This is a genomic window from Streptomyces sp. NBC_00083, from assembly GCF_026343295.1.
Taxonomy (GTDB): Bacteria; Actinomycetota; Actinomycetes; order Streptomycetales; family Streptomycetaceae; genus Streptomyces.
The window spans coordinates 1014507-1034680 of sequence record NZ_JAPELY010000002.1 but is presented as its reverse complement, the minus strand read 5'-3'; the positions used below and the strand labels follow the sequence as shown (position 1 = coordinate 1034680).

17 protein-coding genes are annotated in these 20174 nt (G+C 71.9%); 4 read left to right on the top strand and 13 right to left on the bottom strand.

The genetic code is table 11. The annotated features are described in order from the left end of the window. Positions 1-2: 2 nt before the first annotated feature. The 7 genes from OOJ98_RS21100 to OOJ98_RS21070 all read right to left on the bottom strand — a co-directional run bounded on the left by OOJ98_RS21100 (position 3) and on the right by OOJ98_RS21070 (position 10244). Positions 3-461, bottom strand: a complete 459-nt coding sequence (locus OOJ98_RS21100; protein WP_267056489.1) for a hypothetical protein — start codon at positions 459-461, stop codon at positions 3-5. 129 nt (positions 462-590) lie between these two features. Next, a complete protein-coding gene (locus OOJ98_RS21095; RefSeq protein ID WP_267056488.1) occupies positions 591-3638 on the bottom strand; it encodes a glycoside hydrolase family 38 C-terminal domain-containing protein in 3048 nt (1015 codons plus the stop codon). Between the two features lie 46 nt (positions 3639-3684). Beyond that, a complete protein-coding gene (locus tag OOJ98_RS21090; protein WP_267056487.1) occupies positions 3685-5718 on the bottom strand; it encodes an endo-beta-N-acetylglucosaminidase in 2034 nt (677 codons plus the stop codon). 23 nt (positions 5719-5741) lie between these two features. Further along, on the bottom strand, positions 5742-6983 hold the full coding sequence (locus OOJ98_RS21085; RefSeq protein WP_267056486.1) for a glycosyl hydrolase: 1242 nt from the start codon (positions 6981-6983) through the stop codon (positions 5742-5744). Between the two features lie 59 nt (positions 6984-7042). Then, positions 7043-7927, bottom strand: a complete 885-nt coding sequence (locus tag OOJ98_RS21080) for a carbohydrate ABC transporter permease (RefSeq protein ID WP_267056485.1) — start codon at positions 7925-7927, stop codon at positions 7043-7045. After that, positions 7927-8895: a carbohydrate ABC transporter permease gene (locus OOJ98_RS21075; protein WP_267056484.1), complete on the bottom strand. Its 969-nt coding sequence runs from the start codon at positions 8893-8895 to the stop codon at positions 7927-7929. The genes OOJ98_RS21080 and OOJ98_RS21075 overlap by 1 nt, the downstream gene beginning before the upstream one ends. A 53-nt stretch (positions 8896-8948) precedes the next feature. After that, on the bottom strand, positions 8949-10244 hold the full coding sequence (locus OOJ98_RS21070; RefSeq protein WP_267056483.1) for a sugar ABC transporter substrate-binding protein: 1296 nt from the start codon (positions 10242-10244) through the stop codon (positions 8949-8951). Between the two features lie 201 nt (positions 10245-10445). On the opposite strand from OOJ98_RS21070, the gene OOJ98_RS21065 reads away from it, so the two are divergent. Next, entirely contained in the window at positions 10446-11522 is a 1077-nt protein-coding gene (locus OOJ98_RS21065) for a LacI family DNA-binding transcriptional regulator (RefSeq protein WP_267056482.1), read from the top strand. 90 nt (positions 11523-11612) lie between these two features. Here OOJ98_RS21065 and OOJ98_RS21060 read toward each other — a convergent pair whose 3' ends face one another. The 5 genes from OOJ98_RS21060 to OOJ98_RS21040 form a co-directional block, all read right to left on the bottom strand. Next, positions 11613-12038, bottom strand: coding sequence for a ribonuclease domain-containing protein (locus OOJ98_RS21060; protein ID WP_267056481.1), 426 nt, complete (start codon positions 12036-12038; stop codon positions 11613-11615). 118 nt (positions 12039-12156) lie between these two features. Next, positions 12157-14391, bottom strand: coding sequence for an AAA family ATPase (locus OOJ98_RS21055; RefSeq protein ID WP_267056480.1), 2235 nt, complete (start codon positions 14389-14391; stop codon positions 12157-12159). 161 nt (positions 14392-14552) lie between these two features. After that, positions 14553-14885 carry a thioredoxin gene (gene trxA / locus OOJ98_RS21050; protein WP_323177917.1) on the bottom strand — a complete coding sequence of 111 codons (333 nt, stop codon included), beginning with the start codon at positions 14883-14885 and terminating at the stop codon, positions 14553-14555. 4 nt (positions 14886-14889) lie between these two features. Next, a complete protein-coding gene (locus OOJ98_RS21045) occupies positions 14890-15327 on the bottom strand; it encodes a MerR family transcriptional regulator (protein WP_267056479.1) in 438 nt (145 codons plus the stop codon). 73 nt (positions 15328-15400) lie between these two features. After that, positions 15401-17071 (bottom strand): MFS transporter, encoded by a 1671-nt coding sequence (locus OOJ98_RS21040; protein WP_267056478.1) that lies wholly within the window; start codon positions 17069-17071, stop codon positions 15401-15403. 182 nt (positions 17072-17253) lie between these two features. Here OOJ98_RS21040 and OOJ98_RS21035 point away from each other — a divergent pair, with 182 nt between their 5' ends. Next, positions 17254-17817 (top strand): TetR/AcrR family transcriptional regulator, encoded by a 564-nt coding sequence (locus OOJ98_RS21035; RefSeq protein WP_267057047.1) that lies wholly within the window; start codon positions 17254-17256, stop codon positions 17815-17817. Between the two features lie 31 nt (positions 17818-17848). Here the strand turns inward: OOJ98_RS21035 and OOJ98_RS21030 are convergent, their stop codons facing one another. Beyond that, positions 17849-18532 carry an alpha/beta fold hydrolase gene (locus tag OOJ98_RS21030; RefSeq protein WP_267056477.1) on the bottom strand — a complete coding sequence of 228 codons (684 nt, stop codon included), beginning with the start codon at positions 18530-18532 and terminating at the stop codon, positions 17849-17851. Between the two features lie 390 nt (positions 18533-18922). On the opposite strand from OOJ98_RS21030, the gene OOJ98_RS21025 reads away from it, so the two are divergent. Together OOJ98_RS21025 and OOJ98_RS21020 are read left to right on the top strand one after the other, a co-directional pair. Next, positions 18923-19375 (top strand): phospholipase, encoded by a 453-nt coding sequence (locus OOJ98_RS21025; protein ID WP_267056476.1) that lies wholly within the window; start codon positions 18923-18925, stop codon positions 19373-19375. Between the two features lie 50 nt (positions 19376-19425). After that, positions 19426-20169, top strand: a complete 744-nt coding sequence (locus OOJ98_RS21020) for a hypothetical protein (RefSeq protein WP_267056475.1) — start codon at positions 19426-19428, stop codon at positions 20167-20169. The last annotated feature ends 5 nt before the right edge of the window (positions 20170-20174 follow it).

The window sequence follows — 20174 nt, the reverse complement described above, 5'->3', positions numbered from 1 at the left end:
AATCAGTCCGCCCGGGGGTCCAGAGGCGCCGGCATCACCGCGGCGAAGGCGCATTGGAACGCTCCTTGGACCAGCACGACGAGGGCGCCCCCGGCGAACAGCAGAAACCACAGCGGGAGCAGGAGCATGAAGCCCGTCATGACTCTGATCTGCTCGGACGGCATTCTCTGGCAGCGGAGCCCCACCACGATGAGGATGATCAGCGACGGAATCCCGATCATCAGGAACATGCCGGGACCCGCGGACAGGTAGTCCTTGAACGACGCCCACCTCGACATCGCGACCCACGCCTCCGGATGGTGCGGGTCGGAGCCGGGTGGGCCGACGGCCGCCGTCACGATCCACCCGATCCCGAACGTCACGCAGTACCGAACGCCGCAGGTCGCGATCCAGGTGTGCTTCTCTTCCTGACTCGGCCCGCCACCGTCCACTTCTTCCTGACTCGGACCTTCTCCGTCCACGACGCTTGTCATCTTGTCCCCGCCCCCCTGTACGACATCCGCCACAGAGCATAGGAGTGCCCCCACCTCGCGATGGCAGCGGCCGTCGGGGAGCCGGGCCACCGCAAGGTGGCCCGGCCCGGGATGCCGCTACGCCCGCGTGAAGCGCAGCGTGCGCAGCTCGAAGGGACGCAGAGTCACCTCGACCGCGCCGTCGGTCGGTTCGGTCTCGGACAGGGGGCGTTCGAGGAGGTCCGTGACCGTGGCGGCTGCCGCGGCGAAGCCGGGGGTCAGGGTCGCGCGGGCCCGGCCGCCGTGTGCCTCGTGGAAGCGGACCACCACGTCGCCGCTGCCGTCGTCGGCCAGCTTCACCGCCGTCACCACGACCGCGTCGTTGTCGACGGTGACCAGGGGGGCGACCGGGCCGGCGCCGGGCACGGTCCGCTCGGGCAGGTTCACCCGGTACCCCTCGCGCACCGCGTCGCCGACCGTCGCGCCCGGCACGAGCGAGTGCCGGAAGCGGTGCGGGCCCTGGTCGGTCTCCGGGTCGGGGAAGCGGGGGGCCCGCAGCAGCGAGACCCGCAGGGTCGTCGTGGTCCCGGCGTCCTCGGGGCGGACGGTGCGCGTCACGTCGTGGCCGTACGTCGAGTCGGTGACCAGGGCCACGCCCCAGCCGGGCTCCTCCAGGTGCACGAAGCGGTGGTTGCACGCCTCGAACTTGGCCGACTCCCAGCTCGTGTTGGTGTGCGTGGCCCGGTAGAAGTGCCCGAACTGGGTCTCCGACGCGTACCGCTCCGCGTGCACATCCAGCGGGAAGGCCAGCTTCAGGAACTTCTCCGTCTCGTGCCAGTCCACCTCGGTCAGGATGTCGAGGCGCGGGGAGTCCGGGGCGAGGCTCAGGGTCTGCGTCACCTTCGAGGCACCGAACGACCGCACCACCCGCACCGACGCGCCCTCGCCCGCCGTCACCTCGTCCGCCTCGACCAGGTCGGTCACGGTGTTGCGGTAGAACGCGTCGACGTCCCAGGCGTCCCACATGTTGGGGAAGTCGGGGTGGATCTGGAGCAGGTTCGCGGGGCGGTCCGGTGCGATCGCCTCGCGTCCGGCGCCCAGGTCGTACGCCGAGACGACCAGGCCCCGCCCGTCGATCTCCACCCGTACCCGGGCGTTGGACAGGACGAACCCGCCGTCGGGGCGCGCGGACAGCTCGGGCCTGCTCTGCGCCGCGCGGACCGCCGCGCCGCCCGCGGCCACACCGTGGCGCCCGTGCGGGGTCGCGTTGAAGACCAGGGCCTGGGTGCCCCGGCCCGCGAGGGCGCGCTGGGCGTTCTCGATGAGGGCGGTCAGTTCGGCGGCGACCGCCGCGTACGTCTTCTCGGCCTCGCGGTGCACCCAGGCGATGGAGGAGCCGGGCAGGATGTCGTGGAACTGGTGCAGCAGGACCGTCTTCCAGACGCGGTCCAACTCCTCGTAGGAGTACGCGAATCCGGGCTCGCGCACGGCGGCCGTCGCCGACCACAGCTCCGCCTCGCGCAGCAGGTGCTCGCTCCTGCGGTTGCCCTGCTTGGTCTTGGCCTGGCTGGTGAGCGTGGCCCGGTGCAGTTCCAGGTACAGCTCGCCCACCCACACCGGCGGGTTCACGTACTCCGCCTCCGCCTTCGCGAAGAAGTCGGCCGGCGTCTCCCAGACCACCTGGGCGCTGCCCTCCAGGTTCTTCAGGCGGGCCGCCTTGGCGATCATCTCGCGGGTGGTGCCGCCGCCCCCGTCGCCCCAGCCGGTCGGTGCGAGCGAGTGCCGGGCGACGCCCTTGTCCTTGAAGTTCCTGGCGGCGTGGGCGATCTCGCTGCCCTTCATCGCGCAGTTGTAGGTGTCGACGGGCGGGAAGTGCGTGAAGATCCGGGTGCCGTCGATGCCCTCCCATTGGAAGGTGTGGTGGGGGAACTTGTTCGTCTGCGACCAGGAGATCTTCTGGGTGAGCAGCCACTTGGAGCCGGCCGCCTTGATGATCTGGGGCAGGCCCGCGGCGAAGCCGAAGGTGTCGGGCAGCCACGCCTCGTCGTTCTCCACGCCGAACTCGTCGATGAAGAAGCGTTTGCCGTGCACGAACTGGCGGGCCATCGCCTCCGAGCCCGGCATGTTGGTGTCGGCCTCCACCCACATGCCGCCGGCCGGCACGAACCGGCCGTCCGCGACGGCCTTGACGACCTTCGCCCACACCTCGGGCCGGTGCTCCTTGATCCACGCCCACTGCTGGGCCTGCGACATCGAGAAGATGAACTCGGGCTCGTCGTCCAGGAGCGCCGTCATGTTGGAGGTGGTGCGCGCCACCTTGCGTACGGTCTCGCGCAGCGGCCACAGCCACGCCGAGTCGATGTGGGCGTGGCCGACCGCGCTGATCCGGTGGGCCGACGGCTCGGCGGGCGACGCCAGGACCCCGGTCAGCTCCGCGCGGGCCGCTTGCGCCGTGCCGTTGACGTCCTGGAGGTCGAGGGCGTCGAGGGCGCGGTCGACGGCGCGCAGGATGTCCCAGCGCCGCGCCGACTCGACGGGCAGCTCGTGCATGAGCTCGCCGAGCACCTCCAGGTCGATGACGAGGCGCCACACCGTCTCGTCGAAGACCGCGAGGTCCATGCGGGTCAGCTTGTACAGCGGGTCGCGGTGCGAGGTCTCGATGTCGCCGAGCGGGGTCGGCACGAAGGGGTGGTAGTCGAGCAGGACCGGGTTGGAGGCGGCCTCGATGTGCAGGCGCACCTCCTCGCCGCCCTCGACCGGCGCGCCGATCCGCACCCACTGGTTGCGCGGGTTGAGGCCCTTCACCGGGGTGCCGTCGGGCCGGTAGACGAGTCCTTCGCACTGGAAGCCCGGCATGTTCTCGTCGAAGCCGAGGTCGAGGACGGCCTCGACGCAGCGGCCCGCCCACTCCGCCGGCACCCGTCCGGTCACCCGGAACCAGCTGGTGCCCCAGGGCGCGCCCCACGCGTCGCCGACCGCGACCGGCACCACCTGTGCCGCGAGCCCCTCCGCCACCGGCACTGTTCCCCAAGCTCTCGACTCCGCTCGAGCAGGGGAGGCCCCAATCCCGGGCGCCACCCACACGGCGACGTCCAGCGGCACCGACTCCGGGTACACGGCGGGACGGATGCGTTCGTCCAGAACGCGCTTGAGGCGGGCTTCGACCAAGCCGCGGTCGTCATGCATGGGGGGTGCTCCGTTTCGGGAAGGGGTGGGACTGCCGGGGTGTGGGCTACCAGGTGTGGGCGGCCCGCGCGGGGCCGGACGCGGTGTAGAGCTCGCCCACCGCCCGCACTTCGAAGCATGCCGACTTCTCGCCCGGTTCGGGTAGCGCGCCCGGCACGAAGTAGGCGCTCTGGCAGGTGCCGCCGAGGAAGCGCCGGGTGCCGTCCGGCAGCAGCCGGTGCAGCTCGTAGTGGCGTACGGGACCGGGCGCCGGGCGCCAGGTGAGGCGCAGGCCGTCCGATCCGGCGGCGATTGTCAACTTGTCCGGTGCGGACGGCACTTGAGGGCCGTCATGGATGGCCAGTGCGCCCAGACGGTAATGCAGCGCGCCCTGCGCGGTGAGCCGCACGCCGACCGCGCGCGCGGTGCCGGACAGGCCCGGCAGGGCGAGCCGCGTGGTGGTCCAGGCGCCCGCCTTCAGGGTTGTGGCGGGCAGCAGGCGGTAGGGGTACGGGTCACCCGGCCGGGCGGGTTCGGCGGTGGCGACGGCCGGCTCGACGGTGACGTCCGCGTCGGCGCGGTGGGTGAGTTCGATGACCGTACGGGGCGACAGCGGCAGCCGGGTGGCGTACAGGTCGAGCGTGACCGGCGCGCCCGGCTCCCCGGTGACCAGGACACTGCTGCCGCCGCGCCAGGCGTCCTCGAAGTCGAAGGCGACGGCGGGATGACGGCCGTCGGTGCGGGTGACCCAGCGGCGGGACGGCAGCCGGTCCTGGAGCCCGAGGTGGTTCCACGGGGCGCTCGACGTGACCGCGCCGCCGTCGTACCAGCGCACTCCGTGGCCGGTGTTGAACGTGGTGGCGAAGGGCAGCGCGGTGATGGTGGAGCGGTCGGCGACGGCGGTGGCGGGGGCGCGCCAGGGGTCGGCAGCGGCCGGGCGCGAGGGGTCGAGCGAGGAGCCGGTCCAGAAGCGGTCGTCGGCGGCGTGGAAGTCGCCGGGGGTGCGGCTCTCGGGAAGGTGGTTGCGGGTCCACTCGGGCCGGTAGAAGCCGTACGAGGCGATGCCCGGCTTCGCGGCGGGCACGATCGCGTCCCAGTCGACCGGGGTGTCCCAGCCGTGGGACTCCACGTCCACACCGGCCCACAACTGGTAGCGGTCGCGCCCCAGTTGGCCGGCCTTGGCGCCGGACGACGCGAGCGTCGCGGCCGTCCAGCGGAAGTCGAGGAACATGGTGTCGGCGGCCCGGAAGAAGGCCTCGTTCTGGCTGTTGAGGGCGCCCTGCCAGCTGACCGAGCCGTTGGCGGTCATCGCGTCGTACCAGGTGACCCGCTGCCCCCTGGCCGCGCCGAGCTGCTTCAGCTCGGTCAGGAAGCCGCGCATGTCGAGGGCGAGCGCGGTGTTCCCTCCGCCGGTCTCGGCGTTGACGAACCAGCCGTCGAAGCCGTACGCGGCGGCCACCGCGACGAGCCGCTCGGCGAGCGGGTAGTGGCCCGCGGCGTCCTTCCGCACGAGGTCGCGGGTCCACTGGAGCTGCCCGCCGTAGGCCGCGGGCGGCAGGAAGACGTTGCCGAGGACGGGCACGCCGTGCCGGTGGGCGGCGTCCACGACGGGCGCGTTGGGCGCGAGGATCAGCCCCTCGCCGGACGAGCCGCCCCAGAAGACCAGCTCGTCCAGGTAGGCCCAGTGGGTGAGGGCGTAGTAGTCGGCGGTGGGGGCGCCCTGCGAGGGGTTGGACGCGGTGGGCCCGAACGAGACGAGGGACTGGACGCGGGCCTGTCCCGCGCGGGCCGTGGTGTTGGCGGCGGTGGGAGTGAACCGCGCCGCGAGCGGTACGGACGCCGCGTTGAACGCCAGGTCGGGGTCGCTCTCGGCGCGCCAGGACGCCAGACTGCGCCAGGTGATGCCGGGGCCGGGGCTGCCGGCGGGCAGCGAGTCCGGGTACCAGTAGGACGCGTACGGCTGAACGGGCTTGAGCGCGGCCCCGGTTGGCGGGTGCGGCGCGGTGCGGGCCGCGGGGGCGGCGTACGCGGGGAGCGCGGGGGCGAGGGCGGCGGCCGCGCCTGCGACGACCACGGCGCGTCTGGTGGGGAGCTGGTTCACGGGGTGCCTCCTGGGCGGGAGCGTTACCGGACCTGGTCTGGGGTGATGACGTCGGTGATGCCGCGCGCGGCGAGATGGGCCCGGTCGGCGGCGCGGCTCGCGAGGACGGTGGTGGGGCGGGCGCCGTCGGCGGTGAGCCGGAAGAACGCCTCGAAGACCGCGCCGCCGGGGGCGCAGTGCGAGCGGGACTCGGGGGCGTCCGGCACCACGAGGGCGGTGGCCCGGGGCGCGGGGGCGTAGCCGCGGGCGCCGTCGCGGAAGGCCGCGGCGGTACGGGCGATCACCTCGGCGGTGTCCTTGCGGCGCCCGTCGTTGGTCAACAGGCCGAGACCGTATTCGAGTTCGGGGTAGTCGGCGAGGTCGCGCGACACGTCGTGCGAGCACCACCAGGTGATGCCCCACAGGTCCGGGCAGTCCAGGGCGTTCTCGACGGTCGCCTCGGTGAAGGCCGCGGCGTGCACCGGCGGCACCAGCGGGGCGGGGGCACCGACCTCCTGGAGCCAGACCGGGCGGTGCGGGTCGGCGGCCCAGGCCTTGGCCAGCTCGATCAGATAGGCGGCGTGGTGCTCGGTCGCCGTCGAGACCCGCCCGTGGAGCTGGGCGGTGCCGTTGAAGACCCAGGAGTGCACGGCGGTGACGGCGCCGCGCCGTGCCGCCTGGGCCGGGGTGAACGGCATGTCGTCCTGGTACCAGCACGCGTCGTACTCAGCGTGCAGGTGGAGCCGGCCCGGCGCGCCCTCCTCGCACGCGGCCAGCATCCGCTCCAGCCAGGCGTCGGCCTCGTCGGGGGTGGCCCGGTCGGGGTCGGGGTGGGGGCCCGCGGAGAACTGGTTGATCTCGTTGCCGAGGGTGAGGCCGATGAAGTTGGGCCGGTCGGCGAGGGCGGCGGCCAGGGTGCGCAGATAGGCGGCCTGTCCGTCGACGACGTCCGGGTCGGTGAACAGGTTGCGGCGGTGCCAGGTGCGGGTCCAGGCGGGCAGGAAGTCGAAGCTCGACAGGTGCCCCTGGAGCCCGTCGACGTTGACGTCGAGGCCCCGCTCGGCGGCGGCGTCCGCGAGGTCGAGGAGGTGCTCGACAGCGCGGGGCCTGATCAGGGTGCGGTTGGGCTGGAAGTAGGGCCAGAGCGGGAAGACGCGTATGTGGTCGAGGCCGAGCGCGGCTATCGCGTCGAGGTCGGCCCGCACCGCGTCCGGGTCGTAGTCGAGCCAGTGGTGGAACCAGCCTTGGCTGGGCGTGTAGTTGACGCCGAAGCGCGGGGCTGCCATGGGGTGAGCTCCAAGGTAGTTCTGGCGGGCGGAGGTGCTCCTGGGTGCGGAGGGTGCGGCTATCCCTTGACCGCGCCCTCGCCGACACCGCGGAAGAAGAACCGCTGGAGGCAGGCGAAGAGCACGATCAGCGGGGCGACGGCGATGATGGTGCCCGCCGCCACGACGCGCTGGTTGTCGGAGAACGTGCCGTGGAGGAAGTTCAGGCCGACGGTGAGCGTGAAGTGTTCGGAGTCGGAGAGCACGATCAGGGGCCACAGGAAGTCGTCCCAGGCGCCCATGAACGAGAAGATCGCGACGACGGCGAGGGTGCCCTTCACGGCGGGCAGCGCGATCCGCGTGAAGCGCTGCCACACGTTGGCGCCGTCGATGACGGCCGCCTCCTCGATCTCGTACGGGATGGTGTCGAAGGCGTTGCGCATCAGCAGGACGTTCATCGCGCCGATGCAGCCGGGCAGCACCACGGCGACCAGGGTGTTGTTCAGCTCCAAGGAGCGCATCGTGGCGAACTGGGCGAGCATGGTGGCTTCCGTCGGCACCAGGAGCGCGAGGACGAACACGACGGCGGCGGCGCCGCGGCCCCGGAAGCGGAGCCGGGAGAGCGCGTAGCCGGCCATCGCGGCGCCGATCACGTTGGTCGCGACGTTGCTGACGGCCACCTTCAGGGAGTTCAGGATGAAGTCCCAGACGGGGATGATGTCCGCGACGTCGCGGTAGTTCGCGACGGTGGGGTGCGCGGGCAGCAGCCGGGGCGGCGAGGTGTAGATGTCCTCGGTGGTGCCCTTGAGCGAGGTGGACAGCTGCCACAGGAACGGGCCGATCATGATGAGCAGCACCAGCACCAGGGCCGTGTACCGCAGCGCCTTGCGCCACCGGGGGGCGCGGGTGCGCCGGGGCGCGGCGGAGCGCGGCGAGTCGGCGGTGTGCTGGGCGACGGCGGCCATCAGTCCTTGTCCTTCCGGTCGGCCCGCAGCACGAGCAGCATCAGGACCAGGGTCAGCAGGAACAGCACGATCGACATGGCGGAGGCGTAGCCGGTGCGGCCCTGGAGCCCGGTGCCGGCCCGCTGGATGAGCATGACGAGGGTGGTGTCCGCGCCGGCGGGGCCGCCGGTGGGGCCCGCGATCATGTAGACCTCGCTGAAGACCTTGAAGGCGGAGACCGCGGAGAGCGCGGCGACCAGGACCATCGTGGAGCGCACGGAGGGCATGGTCACGGAGACGAAGCGGCGGACCGGTCCCGCGCCGTCGACCTCGGCGGCCTCGTGGAGCTCCCTGGGTACGTTGGCGAGCGCGGCCAGGTAAATGATCATGTAGTAGCCGAGGCCCTTCCACACCGTCAGGGCCATCGAACTGAGCAGCAGGAGCCACTGGTTGGACAGAAACGGCACCGGGTCGACGCCCACCATGCGCAGCACGCCGTTGACGAAGCCGCGGTCGTCCAGCATCCACACCCACATCAGGGCGACGACGACCACCGACGCCACGACCGGCGTGTAGTACGCGGACCGGAAGAAGGCGATGCCGGGGATGTGCCGCTGGACCAGGAGGGCGAGGAGCAGCGGCAGCAGGACCAGGCACGGCACGACGAGGACCACGTACAGCGCGCTGTTGCGCAGCGCGACCCAGAACTGGTCGTCGTGGACGAGCGCCGTGAAGTTGTCGAGGCCCACGAAGCTGCCGGTCGTCAGGGTGCGGGCGTCGGTGAACGACTTCCACACGGTGGCGAGGAACGGATACAGGTTGAAGGCGAGGGTGATCAGGAGGCCCGGCGCGAGGAAGAGCCAGGGGGTGAGGGCGCGGTGGGTGCGGCCCGCGGGGCGGCCGGCGAGGCGGCCCGCGCGCCGGCCGGGGGCGGCGGTGCGCGGGCGGCCCGCGGCCCCCTTGGTGACGGTCGGGGTCGAAACACTCATCGGCGGGCCCGCCGGGCGGCCGGTGCGGGGATGCTCATCGCTCGGTCACCCGGTCACTTCTGCTGGATCAGCTTGGTCATCTGGTTGGCCGCGCTGTCCAGAGCGTCCTTCGGGGACGCCTTGCCCTGGAGGCACTTGGCTGTCTCGTTGCGCAGGATCGTCTTCATCTCGTCGCTGAACAGCACCGGCGTGTAGTTGACGGCGGTCGGCAGCATCTTGGCCGAGGCGACCCGGATCCTGCCCTCCTCGGTGCCGTCCGCCTTCGTCCAGTACTCCTTGTCGAGGGAGCCCTTGGTGCTGGGGAAGACGGCGACCTTGTGGCCGAAGTCCTCCTGGTTCTTCTGGTCCGTGACGAAGTGCGCGAAGGCGAGCGCGGTCGCGGCGTTCTTGCTCTGCGAGTTGACCGAGAGGCCCTGCAAGTACATGTTCTGCTTGCCGGTGTTGGTCGGTACGTCCGTGATGCCGAGGTTGCCGTAGAGCGACGGGGCGTTCTTCTTGAAGGTGTCCAGGTCGTGGGCGCTGCCCGGGTTCATGGCCACCTCCTGCTGGAGGAACTTCTGCCCGGCGGTCTCCGCGGTGAGCGTCAGGGCCTGCTTGTGCAGTCCGCCCTCCTTGAACATCTGCTGATACTTCGTCAGGAACTCGACGCCCTTGGCGTCGTTGAAGGTGAACTTCGTGCCGTCCTTGCTCATGATGGAGACGCCGTACCGGCCGAAGTCCTCGACGGTCGGCGGCTGCGCGAGCGTCGCCTTCCCCTTCTGCGCCAACTGGGCCGCGTCCGCGAAGAGTTCGTCGAACGTTTTGGGCGCCTTCTCGGGGTCGAGGCCGGCGTCCTTGAACATCGTCTTGTTGTAGAAGAGGGGGCCGGTGTTCAGATACCAGGGAAAGGCGTACGAGCCGTCGAGCCCCGGCATGTCGAAGCCCTGCCAGGCGCCGTCGAGGTACTCGAGCTTGAACTTGGCGGCGGTCTTGTCCTGGTCCAGGTTGAGCAGCGTGCCGGCCTTGGCGAGCGGATAGGCGAGGTCCGGGGAGAGGTTCACGACATCGGGGAGGGTGCCGGCGGTGGCGTCGGCGCTCAACTTGTCGGCGTAGTTGTCGGCGGGCTGGTCCACCCACTTCACCGTGGTGCCCGGGTTGGCCTTCTCGAAGTCCTTGATGACGCCTTCGAAGTAGTCCTTGAAGTTGGCGCGGAGGTTCCAGGTCTGGAACTTGATCTCGCCCTCGATCTTCCCGTCGGTGGCCGAGCCCTTGCCGCCACCGCCGCCACCGCACGCGGTGAGCAGGGTGAGCGAGAGGGCGGCGCCGAGACCGACGGCCGTCCGGATCGCGACACTGCGATGAATGGACATGAGTGGCTGACTCCTTCGCCTCGTCCCGATGACGTTGCCGCACACCATGCAGCGCGCATTAATTGGCCGTCAATACCGAATAAGCGACCTGATTGACTAAACACGCAGGTCAGCGACGCTAAAAAGGACTAAAGTCCTGAATATGAGGACGCAACTAAGGCGGTTTAGTGACCTTGAACTAAACCGCGTTACCATCAGCGCATGAGCGAGCTCGAAAGCGATGCGTCACCGCCCCGCCGCCCGACGATGAAGGACGTGGCCAGAGAGGCGGGCGTCTCCACGAGCGCGGTCTCCTTCGCCCTCAACAACCGCCCCGGGGTCTCCGATTCGACCCGGCGCCGGGTCATACGGGTCGCGGACCGGCTCGGCTGGCGGCCGAGTTCCGCGGCGCGGGCACTGTCCGGCGAGAACGCGGGGGCGATCGGGCTCGTCCTCGCCCGGCCCGCGGACAGCCTGGGCGGCGAGTCGTTCTTCCTCCAGCTCGTCTCGGGCATCCAGGCGAGCCTCGCGCCGCGCGACCAGGCACTGGTGTTCCAGATGGTCGACGACGTCCAGGCGGAGTGCGAGCTGTACCGGCGGTGGTGGGCGGAGGGCCGGGTGGACGGGGTCATCGTGGTCGACCCCCGGGTGTCCGATCCGCGCCCCGAAACCCTCGCGGTACTCGGCCTGCCGGCCGTGATCATCGGCGGGATGGAGGCACCGGGAAACCCCGGGGCGCCCCAACTCCCGCGCCAGGCAAGGCTCTCCAACATCTGGGCCGACGACTCCGGCGCGATGGACCTGATCGTGCGTCATTTGTACGGGCTCGGGCACCGCCGCATCGGTCACATCGCGGGTACGCTCGGCTTCGCCCACACCGCGCGCAGGATCGCCTCGCTGCGGGCGGCGGCGCGGCGGCTCGGCCTGGAACACGCGGTGTCCGTGACGACGGACTTCACGGACCGCCAGGGCGCGAAGGCCGCGCGGCGCCTGTTCGCGGGCGCCACCGCGCCGACCGCCCTCATCTGCGACAACGAGGTCATGGCGGTGGCGGCGGTCAGTGTCGCGGCGGAGCGGGGGCTGTTGATCCCGCGCGACGTGTCGGTGGTGTCCTGGGAGGACTCCGTCATCTGCCACACGCTGCATCCGCAGTTGACGGCGCTGGTTCGCAAAGCGGACGAGTTCGGGCATCGCGCGGCGGGGCAGCTCCTGGAGCTGCTGGACGGCGGGGAGCCCCGGCAGCTCCAGGATCCGCTGCCGCGGCTGCAGCCCCGCGAAAGCACGGCGCCCCCAAGGTGACCCTCCGGGGGGCTGCCCCACCGTGCGGCAACGTGAGGGTGCGGCTCCCGGGGCTCCGCGGGGGCTTCGCCGCCTGCGCCCCCCGGAGGGTCACCGCATGCGGGTGAACGTGCGGTACTGGTCCGGCGTGTACCAGGCCGAGCCGTCGTCGCCGGTGACGATGCGTTGGGGGCCCCGCGCACGACCCGGCTGCTTGGCCTCGACGTCCCAGGTCCGGTAGTGGACCTGGGTTCCATTGGCGCCGGTCACGGGCAACTGGCCCTCCTGGTTCGGCCAGTTCGCACCGCCCTGGGTGCCCGGCGCGTCGGAGGGCGGCCAATGGCCCGCGTCGATCTTCGCCAGGGTGTCGACCGCCGCGGCGGGAACGGGAGCCGCCGCGCGAGTCATGGCCGCAGCGGGCAGGGCGCGTTCGGCAGGGCGCGCCTGCGCGGAGGCGAAGGCTGCGGCGGGGGCCCAGGAGAGAGCTGCGGTGGCGACGGCGACCCCGGCCAGCACCCGGAACGTGGTCCTCTGCACTGTTCATGCTCCTTAGTCGTGAGTAGGGGGAGTTTGACACCCCCTACTCACGAATGCGGGACGACGCTCGCACAACAACCCACCCAGGAGCGCGCGCGGGACCCGACCCGGTGCGGGGTCAGGGGGTCAGGGGGTTCAGCGCCTCCGGTACGGGCCCCGCGTGCAGGATTCCGAGCCGCTGCGTCGCCCGCGTCAGCGCGACGTACAGGTCGCTCACCCCGTACTCCCCCGGCTCCACCACCAGCACCGTGTCGAATTCCAGCCCCTTCGCCTGACGCGGGTCGAGCAGCACGGCCTCCCTCGTCAGGTCGGGGGTGGGGCCGGTCGCCGTGTCGTCGGGCAGGGCGCGGCGCAGCGCCTCGTGGAGGCGGGGCGGGGCGATCACCGCGAGCCGCCCCGTGCCGCGCTCGGCGGCGACGGCGCCCGCCACCGCCCCGGCGAGCCCGTCGGGCGCGACGCGCCGGGCCCAGGGGTGCACCCCCGTGGACCGCACCGAGCGCGGCGGCTCGAAGGACGGGTCCACCGCACGGCACACCCGCGCCGCGAACTCCATGATCTCGGCGGGCGTACGGTAGTTGACCCCGAGCCGTACGTGCTCCCAGTGGTCCTCGGCGACGTACGGCGCGAGGATCCGCTCCCAGGAGCCCACCCCCGCCGCCTCCGCGGTCTGCGCCGGGTCGCCGACGAGCGTCATCGAACGGGTCGGGCAGCGCCGCATGAGCAGCCGCCAGGCCATCGCCGAGAGCTCCTGCGCCTCGTCGACGATGATGTGCCCGAACGCCCAGGTCCGGTCGGCCGCGGCCCGTTCGGCCGCGCTGCGGTGGTCGGCCTCCTCGTGCCGCTCGGCCATCCGCTCGGCGTCGATGATGTTGTGCGCCGCGAGCACCTCGGACTCCTCGTCCTCGAACTCGTACGACTCCGATCCCGCGGACAGGTCGAGCACGCCCTGCGCGTAGGCGATCCGCTCCTGGCGCTCGGCCTCGGCGGCGGCCCGTGCCGCGCTGTCGTCCTCGCCGAGGAGTTCCGCCGCCTCGTCGAGCAGCGGTACGTCGCCGGGGGTCCAGGCGCCGCCCTCGCGGCGGACGGACTTGGCTTCGGCGTCCGGGAGTCGGGCCGGTTCGGCGAGGAAGTCCCGCACGAACTCCTCGGGCGTCAGCTGCGGCCAGAGCTCCGCGATCGCCGCGTGCACCTCGTGGCTCGTCGCGATCTCCTTGCCCATCTGCGCGGCGTCGTCGGGACCGAGCAGGTTCGGGCCTCCGAAGGGGTCGGCGCCGATGCGCTCCACGAGCTGCGCGGTGAGCGCGTCGATGATGTGGAAGGCGAAGTGCGGCCGGGCCAGGTTGTGCGGGAGCCCGCTCTCGCGTGCCTTCCACCGGGCGTCCTCCGCCATCGCCCGGTCGAGCTGGAGCGTGCCGTACCCCTCGTGCGGGATGTCGATCGCCCGCTCGGGCACGGTCTGGCGGTCGCGTACGGCGGCCGCGAGCACATCCGCCATCGTGGCGCGGCCCTTGATCTCGGCCGCCTCGGGGGTGTCGGTGCCGGTCGCGTGGACGCCGGGGAAGAGTTCGGACAGGGTCGACAGGAGCACCCCGGTCTCGCCGAGCGAGGGCAGGACGTCGCCGATGTAGCCGAGGAACGCGGGGTTGGGTCCGACCACGAGCACGGCCCTGCGGGCCAGCAACTCCCGGTACGCGTAGAGGAGATAGGCCGCCCGGTGCAGGGCGACGACGGTCTTCCCGGTGCCGGGGCCGCCCTCGACGACGAGCACCCCGTGGTGCGGGGCCCGGATGATGCGGTCCTGCTCGGCCTGGATGGTCTGGACGATGTCGTGCATCCGGCCGGTGCGGGCGGCGTCGAGCGCGGCGAGCAGCACCTCGTCGGCGTTGGCGCCCTCGTGTCCGGTGCGCTCGGAGTCGGTCAGGTCGAGCAGCTCGTCGTGGAGCGCGGTGACGGTGCGGCCCTCGGTGGTGATGTGCCGCCTGCGCCGCAGCCCCATCGGGGAATAGCCGGTGGCGAGATAGAAGGGGCGGGCGACTTCGGCACGCCAGTCGATGACGAGCGGGGTGCGTTCGCGGTCGTCCCTGCGGATTCCGATGCGTCCGACGTGATGCGCCGTGCCGTCCCGGAAATCGAGCTTTCCGAAGCACAGCCCGTTCTCACCCGCGTTGAGGGCGTCGAGCAGCCCGGACTGTTCGGCGACCATCACATCGCGTTCGAGTCGCGCTTGGAGACCCGTCCCGGCCTGCGCCAACGCCGTCCGCGTCGCCGACTCGGCCTGGTCGCGCAGCTCATCGAGGCGGGCATAGAGACCGGTGATGAATTGCTGTTCCTTCCGAAATTCCTCGGTTGACAATTCCACTCCTGACGCGGTACAGTGCTTTCATAAGGCTTCTTCGTGGCTTTGTTTTCACCAGACACGAAACACCCAATATACGCAAGGAAATGCCCCGGATGTCAATTCATCCGGGGCATTTTCTTTGCGCTCCGCGCGACCTGCGACCCTGCGGCGCCTCGTCAGATCACATCGGCTAGCTCCTGCAGCAGGCGCCGCTTGGGCCGCGCGCCCACCATCGTCTTCACCGGCTCGCCGTCGACGAAGACCATCAGTGTGGGCATCGACAGGACGCCGTACTTGGCCGTCGTCTCCGGGTTCCTGTCCACGTCGAGCTGGACGATCCTGAGCCGGTCCGCCTCCTCGGCCGCCAGCGCACTGAGCACGGGCGCGATCTGCCGGCACGGACCGCACCAGTCGGCCGTGAACTCCACCAGGACGGGAAGGGCCGCCCCCGTCACCTCGTCCGCGAACGTCCGGTCGTCGACCTCGTCCACGCCTGCTGCCTTGATCATCGCGTCATCCCCTCGTTCGTCCTTCGGCTCCCGGTGGCTCCGGGCCCAGCTCGCAGCGCGGCTCCGGACCACCCGGAAGCTCCGCCGCCGCCAGCACCTCGGCGCGCGCCAGCTCCGCCCCCACCTGGGCGCGTACGGCACCGAGTTCGTCGATCAGCGCGTCGAGCTCGGACAGCTTGCGGCGGTACACCGCGAGCGACGCCGGACAGGTGTCCCCGGCCGGATGGCCGGCCCGCAGACAGTCCACGAACGGCCGGGTCTCCTCCAGCTCGAACCCGAAGTCCTGCAGGGTCTTGATCTGCTGGAGCAGCCGCAGGTCGTTCTCGTCGTAGGTCCGGTAGCCGTTGCCCGTGCGTCGCGCGGCCAGCAGGCCGCGCGACTCGTAGTACCGAAGCGTGCGGGTCGTCGTGCCGGCCCGCGCCGCGAGTTCTCCGATGCGCATGACAAGGACGGTAATCCTTGACGCCGACGGCAGGGCAAGGAGGGACGCGGGCGGGCCGGGCGGCGCCGGACGGTCAGACCGGAAGGGTCCGGCGCTCCTCGGCGGTCTCGCTCGGCTGCGCCTCGCCCTTGTCGCGGCGGGGCAGGAGCACGGCGACCAGGACGGTTCCGACACCCAGGATGACCGCGCCGACGAGGCTGGTGCGGGCGACCGCGTCCGAGAAGGCGGAACCCACCGCGTGGCTCATCTGCTGTGCTCCGGCGGCCAGTTGCTCGGCCTGCGCCTTCAGCTGGGCGGCCTGCTGCGGGGTGCCCGCGTGCAGGGCCTGCGCGCCGAGCTGCCTGGCCTGGTCGCCGATGCCCTGGGCCACCGCGTATCCGGCGCCGACCGAGTCCTGGGCGGTGGCGAGCGCGGACGCGGGGAGCTTCGTACCGGCGGTGGCGTCGGCGAGGTGCGAGGAGTACGACTTGGCGAGCACCGAGCCGAGGATCGCGATGCCGAGCGAGCCGCCGAGTTCGAGCGAGGTGTCGTTGACGGCTCCGCCGACGCCGAGTTCGGCCTCCGGGAAGGCGCCCATGATCGCGTCGGTGCAGGGCGAGAGGGCGAGCCCGATCGCGACGCCGAGGATGATCAGCGGCGCGAGGAAGTCGCCGTAGCCGGAGCCCGAGTCGACCCGGGTGAGCAGCGCGAGCGCGACGGTCCCGGCGACCATGCCGGCGCTGACCGTGACCTTCATGCCGAGCCGCGGGGTGAGCAGGCCGGTCAGCGCGGAGCCGACGAACACCGCGCCGGCCAGCGGCAGCATCCGGATGCCGGTCTCCAGCGGGGTGTAGCCGAGCACGAACTGGAGGTGCTGGGTGAGGTAGTAGAACGCGCCGAACACGGCGAGGAAGAAGAGCGCGACGGCGAGCAGCGAGCCCGAGAACATGCGGTGCGCGAAGCGGCGCACGTTCAGGACGGGCCGCGGGTGGCGCAGCTCCCACAGGACGAAGAACACGAAGCCGAGCCCGGCGACGACCGCCGCGGTGATCGCCTTGGCGTCCCAGCCGAAGTGCGGACCCTGGATGATCATGTACACGAGCGCGCCGACGGAGACCACCGAGAGCAGCCCGCCGACGTAGTCGATGCGGTCGTGGTGGGCGGCCCGGGACGGCGGCACGAGGACGAACGCGCCGACGACCGCGAGCAGTGCGATCGGCACGTTGATGAGGAACGTCGAGGCCCAGCCGTGGTTCTCCAGGAGCGCGCCGGCGACCAACGGCCCGGCGGCGATGGCGATTCCGGCGGTCGCGGTCCACAGCAGGATCGCCTTGGCGCGCTCGGCTCGCGGGAAGGTGGAGGCGAGCAGCGACAGGGTGGCGGGCATGATCAGCGCGGCGCCGACGCCCATGACGGCGCGGGAGGCGATGACACCCGTCGAGCTCTCCACGAGCGAGCCGGCCACGGAGGCGCCCGCGAAGACGAGAAGGCCGAGCACGAGCGCGCCCCGGCGGCTGTACTTGTCGCCGATCGCACCGAGCAGCAGCATCAGCGCGGCGTACGGGACGGTGTAGCCGTCGATGACCCACTGGAGGTCGGAGCTGCTGAGCCCGAGGTCCTTGGTCATGTCGGGCGCTGCCACGGTGAGGGCGGTGTTCGCCATCACGATGATCAACAGGCTGAGGCAGAGCACGAGCAGCGCCCACCAGCGCCGCCGGTAGGGCGCCCCCATCGTCTCGACGGGCTCCTTGATGACGAGACCCACGGTGTCCCACCCTTCCTCGGTCTTGCTGTTCCCGCTCGGGGAAGATCCACTTGCACATCGCTGTGCAATTACACACTGGTGTGCAATTTACGCCTCTGCGCGGCGCTGTGCAAAATGGGGCTGTGACTGCTACCCCTGCCGCCCCCTCGGGGGGCCGCGCCGACGCGAATCGCCGCCGCATCATGGAGGTGGCCTTCGCCGAGCTGGTGCGCGATCCGGACGCGTCGATGGACCACGTCGCCCGAGCGGCGGGTGTCGTACGGCGCACGGTGTACGGGCACTTCCCGAGCCGGGACGCGTTGATCGCGGCGCTGGTGGACGAGGCGGCGGAGACCGTCGCGGACGCGCACCGCGAGGGGCGCGAGGGCATCGCGGACCCGGCGGAGGCGCTCGCCCGAGCCACCCTCGCGGTCTGGGAGATCGCCGACCGCTACCGGCTCCTGGTGGCCCTGGCCCAGCGCAGCGTCACCATGGCGGGCATCAAGCAGCGCCTCGCGCCGGTCCGCAAGGAGTGCGTGGACCTGCTCCGACTCGGCCTGCGCCAGGGCGTGTTCGCCTCACCGCTGGCCCCGGCGGCCCTCGCCTACGTACACGAGCAGTCCTTGTTCGGCCTCATGGAGGCGGTGAACGAGGGGGCGCTGCCCGCCGCGGAGGCCGGCCGCGCCGCGGCGACCACGCTGCTGCTCTCGGCGGGGGTGCCGGCGGCGCGCGCGGCCGAGGTCGTGGCGGCGGCGCTCTCGCGGTAACCGGGCGGCCGGCGGCCGGAGTTGAGCGCCGCTACGGTCGGGTGGCCTCCGCGAGGACACGGGCGAGTGCGCCCGGCCGGGTGACCATCGGCCAGTGCCCCGTGTCGAGGTCCACGAAGGTCACATCGGCGGCGCGGGCCAGCTCGGGGCTCTCGCCGCCGGCGATCCACTCCTTAGCCTGGGCGGGCGTGAACTCGGGGCACACCACGACGACGGGGGCGTCGAAGCGGCGCTCGTCGGTGAGCCGCACGATCCCCCGGGCGACCGCCTCGGGTACGGGGATCGCGGTGGACGCGAAGCGGTCGCGGGCCGCTTCGTCCAGGTCGGCGGCGTCCGGCCCTTCGAAGGGAGCCCAGCCCGGGAAGGGCATGAGGCCGCCCTCGATCGCGAAGAAGTCGGCGTAGGCGCGGCCGTCGGGGGCCGGGAAGCCGCCGACGAGGGCGACCGCGCCGACCTTGCCGGGGCGCGCGTCGGCGGCGAGCCAGGCCAGGCTCGCGGCGGCGGAATGCCCGACGACCAGGGGCTTTCCGGCAGCGGCGTCGACGGCCGCGAGCACGGCGGCGAGCTGGTCGTCGAGGGTCGCGGAGGCGTCGCCGTCCCCCTGACCGGGCAGCGCGACCGGCACCGGACGGTGGCCGAGCACGGCGAGCTCCCGCGCGACCTCGTCCCACGCGGATGTGTCGAGCCAGAGGCCGGCGATGAGCAGGATGTCCACGGTGATCCCCCGGAAGGCAGAAGCGAGCGCGTCCCCCCGGGACGTTACCGGCCCCCTCCGACACCGCCCCGCCGCCCGGCCGTGACGTCCCCGCCGGAACCCCCTCGGTCCGGCCCGGGACCAGCGCGGCCCGCCGCGTCAACCGGCCGCGCACGCAAGGGCGTTCACGACATCCCCGCCGAGGGGCAGCGCGGCACGGCGGACGGTGGGGTCAGGACGGCGCGACGGTCCGGCCCCGCGGCCCGACCACACCGCACAGCCGAGTGGAGCGGAGCCGCAGCCCCGCCCCTCCATCGTCTTTCAGCCTCCAGTGAATCTGTAGCGCGCACGGAGCCGGGGCCGCGAGAGTGACGGCCGGGTCAACCGCCCTTCCCCTCACGGAGGTTCAGGATGCGCCGTCGTACCACGCTGACCATGACCGCAGCCGCCGCACTCACCCTCGCCGGTCTGGCCACCGCCCCGGCCCAGGCCGCCCCGGCCGACAAGGCCCAGGTCCTCGCCTCCTTCACGCAGACGAGCGCGGCCAGCTCGAACGCGTTCCAGGCAGCCCGCGCCAATCAGGCCCACTGGTCGGCGTACGGCTTCGACTGGTCGACGGACTACTGTTCCGACTCCCCCGACAATCCCTTCGGCTTCCCCTTCAAGTCCTCCTGCGCTCGCCACGACTTCGGCTACCGCAACTACAAGGCGGCCGGCCAGTTCCCGGCCAACAAGGCCCGCATCGACAGCGCCCTGTACGAGGACCTCAAGCGCGTCTGCACCGCGTACAGCGGCGCGACGAAGGCGTCGTGCGACGCGACGGCGTGGACGTACTACCAGGCGGTCAAGGCCCTCGGCAGCTGACCCGGCCCCCGGATGCCGCCCCCGCCCGCCCGGGGCGGCACCATGGCCCCGTGACGCACCCTCCGCACGACGAATCATCCCGCTCCGCGCCCGAGTCCCGGCCGGCGCCCGGCCCCGACGCCGACCGGCCGGATCCGCTGCCCGCCTGGCAGCGCGTCACCCGGGGCGAGTCGCGGTGGGCCTCCTCCGTGGCCGTGCTCGTTGCCGTCGCCCTGCAGTGGACGCTGCCGGAGCGGCTGACCATGCACCCCGGGTGGCTGCTGCCCGTGCTTGAGATCGGGCTCATGGTCGCCCTGATCGCGGCCAACCCCGTACGCATCGAGCGCCCCTCGCGGTTCTACCGGCCGGCCGGGCTCGTGCTCATCGCCTGCATCAGCGCCGCCAACGGCTGGTCGGCGGTGCGGCTCGTCGTCGGGCTGGTGCGGGGGCAGGAGGGCCACGATGCCGCCGCCCTGCTGGTGACGGGCGGCGGCATCTGGCTGACCAATGTGATCGTGTTCGCGCTCTGGTACTGGGAGTGGGACCGGGGCGGCCCGCTCGCCCGGATGCGGGCGGACCGGGCCTACCCCGACTTCCTCTTCCCGCAGATGCAGAGCCCCGAACTGGCCCCGCCGCACTGGGAGCCGGCCTTCCCGGACTACCTGTACCTGTCGTTCACCAACGCCACCGCGTTCAGCCCGACGGACGTGATGCCGTTGAACCGGTGGGCGAAGATGCTGATGATGCTCCAGTCGGGCGTCTCGCTCCTGACGGTGGTGCTCGTCGTCGCGCGGGCCGTCAACATCCTCGACTAGGCGCG

Coding starts and splice junctions, on each gene's coding strand:
- OOJ98_RS21095 (WP_267056488.1), bottom strand. CDS start 3,638: ATGCATGACGACCGCGGCTTGGTCGAAGCCCGCCTCAAGCGCGTTCTG.
- OOJ98_RS21085 (WP_267056486.1), bottom strand. CDS start 6,983: ATGGCAGCCCCGCGCTTCGGCGTCAACTACACGCCCAGCCAAGGCTGG.
- OOJ98_RS21080 (WP_267056485.1), bottom strand. CDS start 7,927: ATGGCCGCCGTCGCCCAGCACACCGCCGACTCGCCGCGCTCCGCCGCG.
- OOJ98_RS21075 (WP_267056484.1), bottom strand. CDS start 8,895: ATGAGTGTTTCGACCCCGACCGTCACCAAGGGGGCCGCGGGCCGCCCG.
- OOJ98_RS21070 (WP_267056483.1), bottom strand. CDS start 10,244: ATGTCCATTCATCGCAGTGTCGCGATCCGGACGGCCGTCGGTCTCGGC.
- OOJ98_RS21065 (WP_267056482.1), top strand. CDS start 10,446: ATGAGCGAGCTCGAAAGCGATGCGTCACCGCCCCGCCGCCCGACGATG.
- trxA (WP_323177917.1), bottom strand. CDS start 14,885: ATGATCAAGGCAGCAGGCGTGGACGAGGTCGACGACCGGACGTTCGCG.
- OOJ98_RS21045 (WP_267056479.1), bottom strand. CDS start 15,327: ATGCGCATCGGAGAACTCGCGGCGCGGGCCGGCACGACGACCCGCACG.
- OOJ98_RS21035 (WP_267057047.1), top strand. CDS start 17,254: ATGGAGGTGGCCTTCGCCGAGCTGGTGCGCGATCCGGACGCGTCGATG.
- OOJ98_RS21025 (WP_267056476.1), top strand. CDS start 18,923: ATGCGCCGTCGTACCACGCTGACCATGACCGCAGCCGCCGCACTCACC.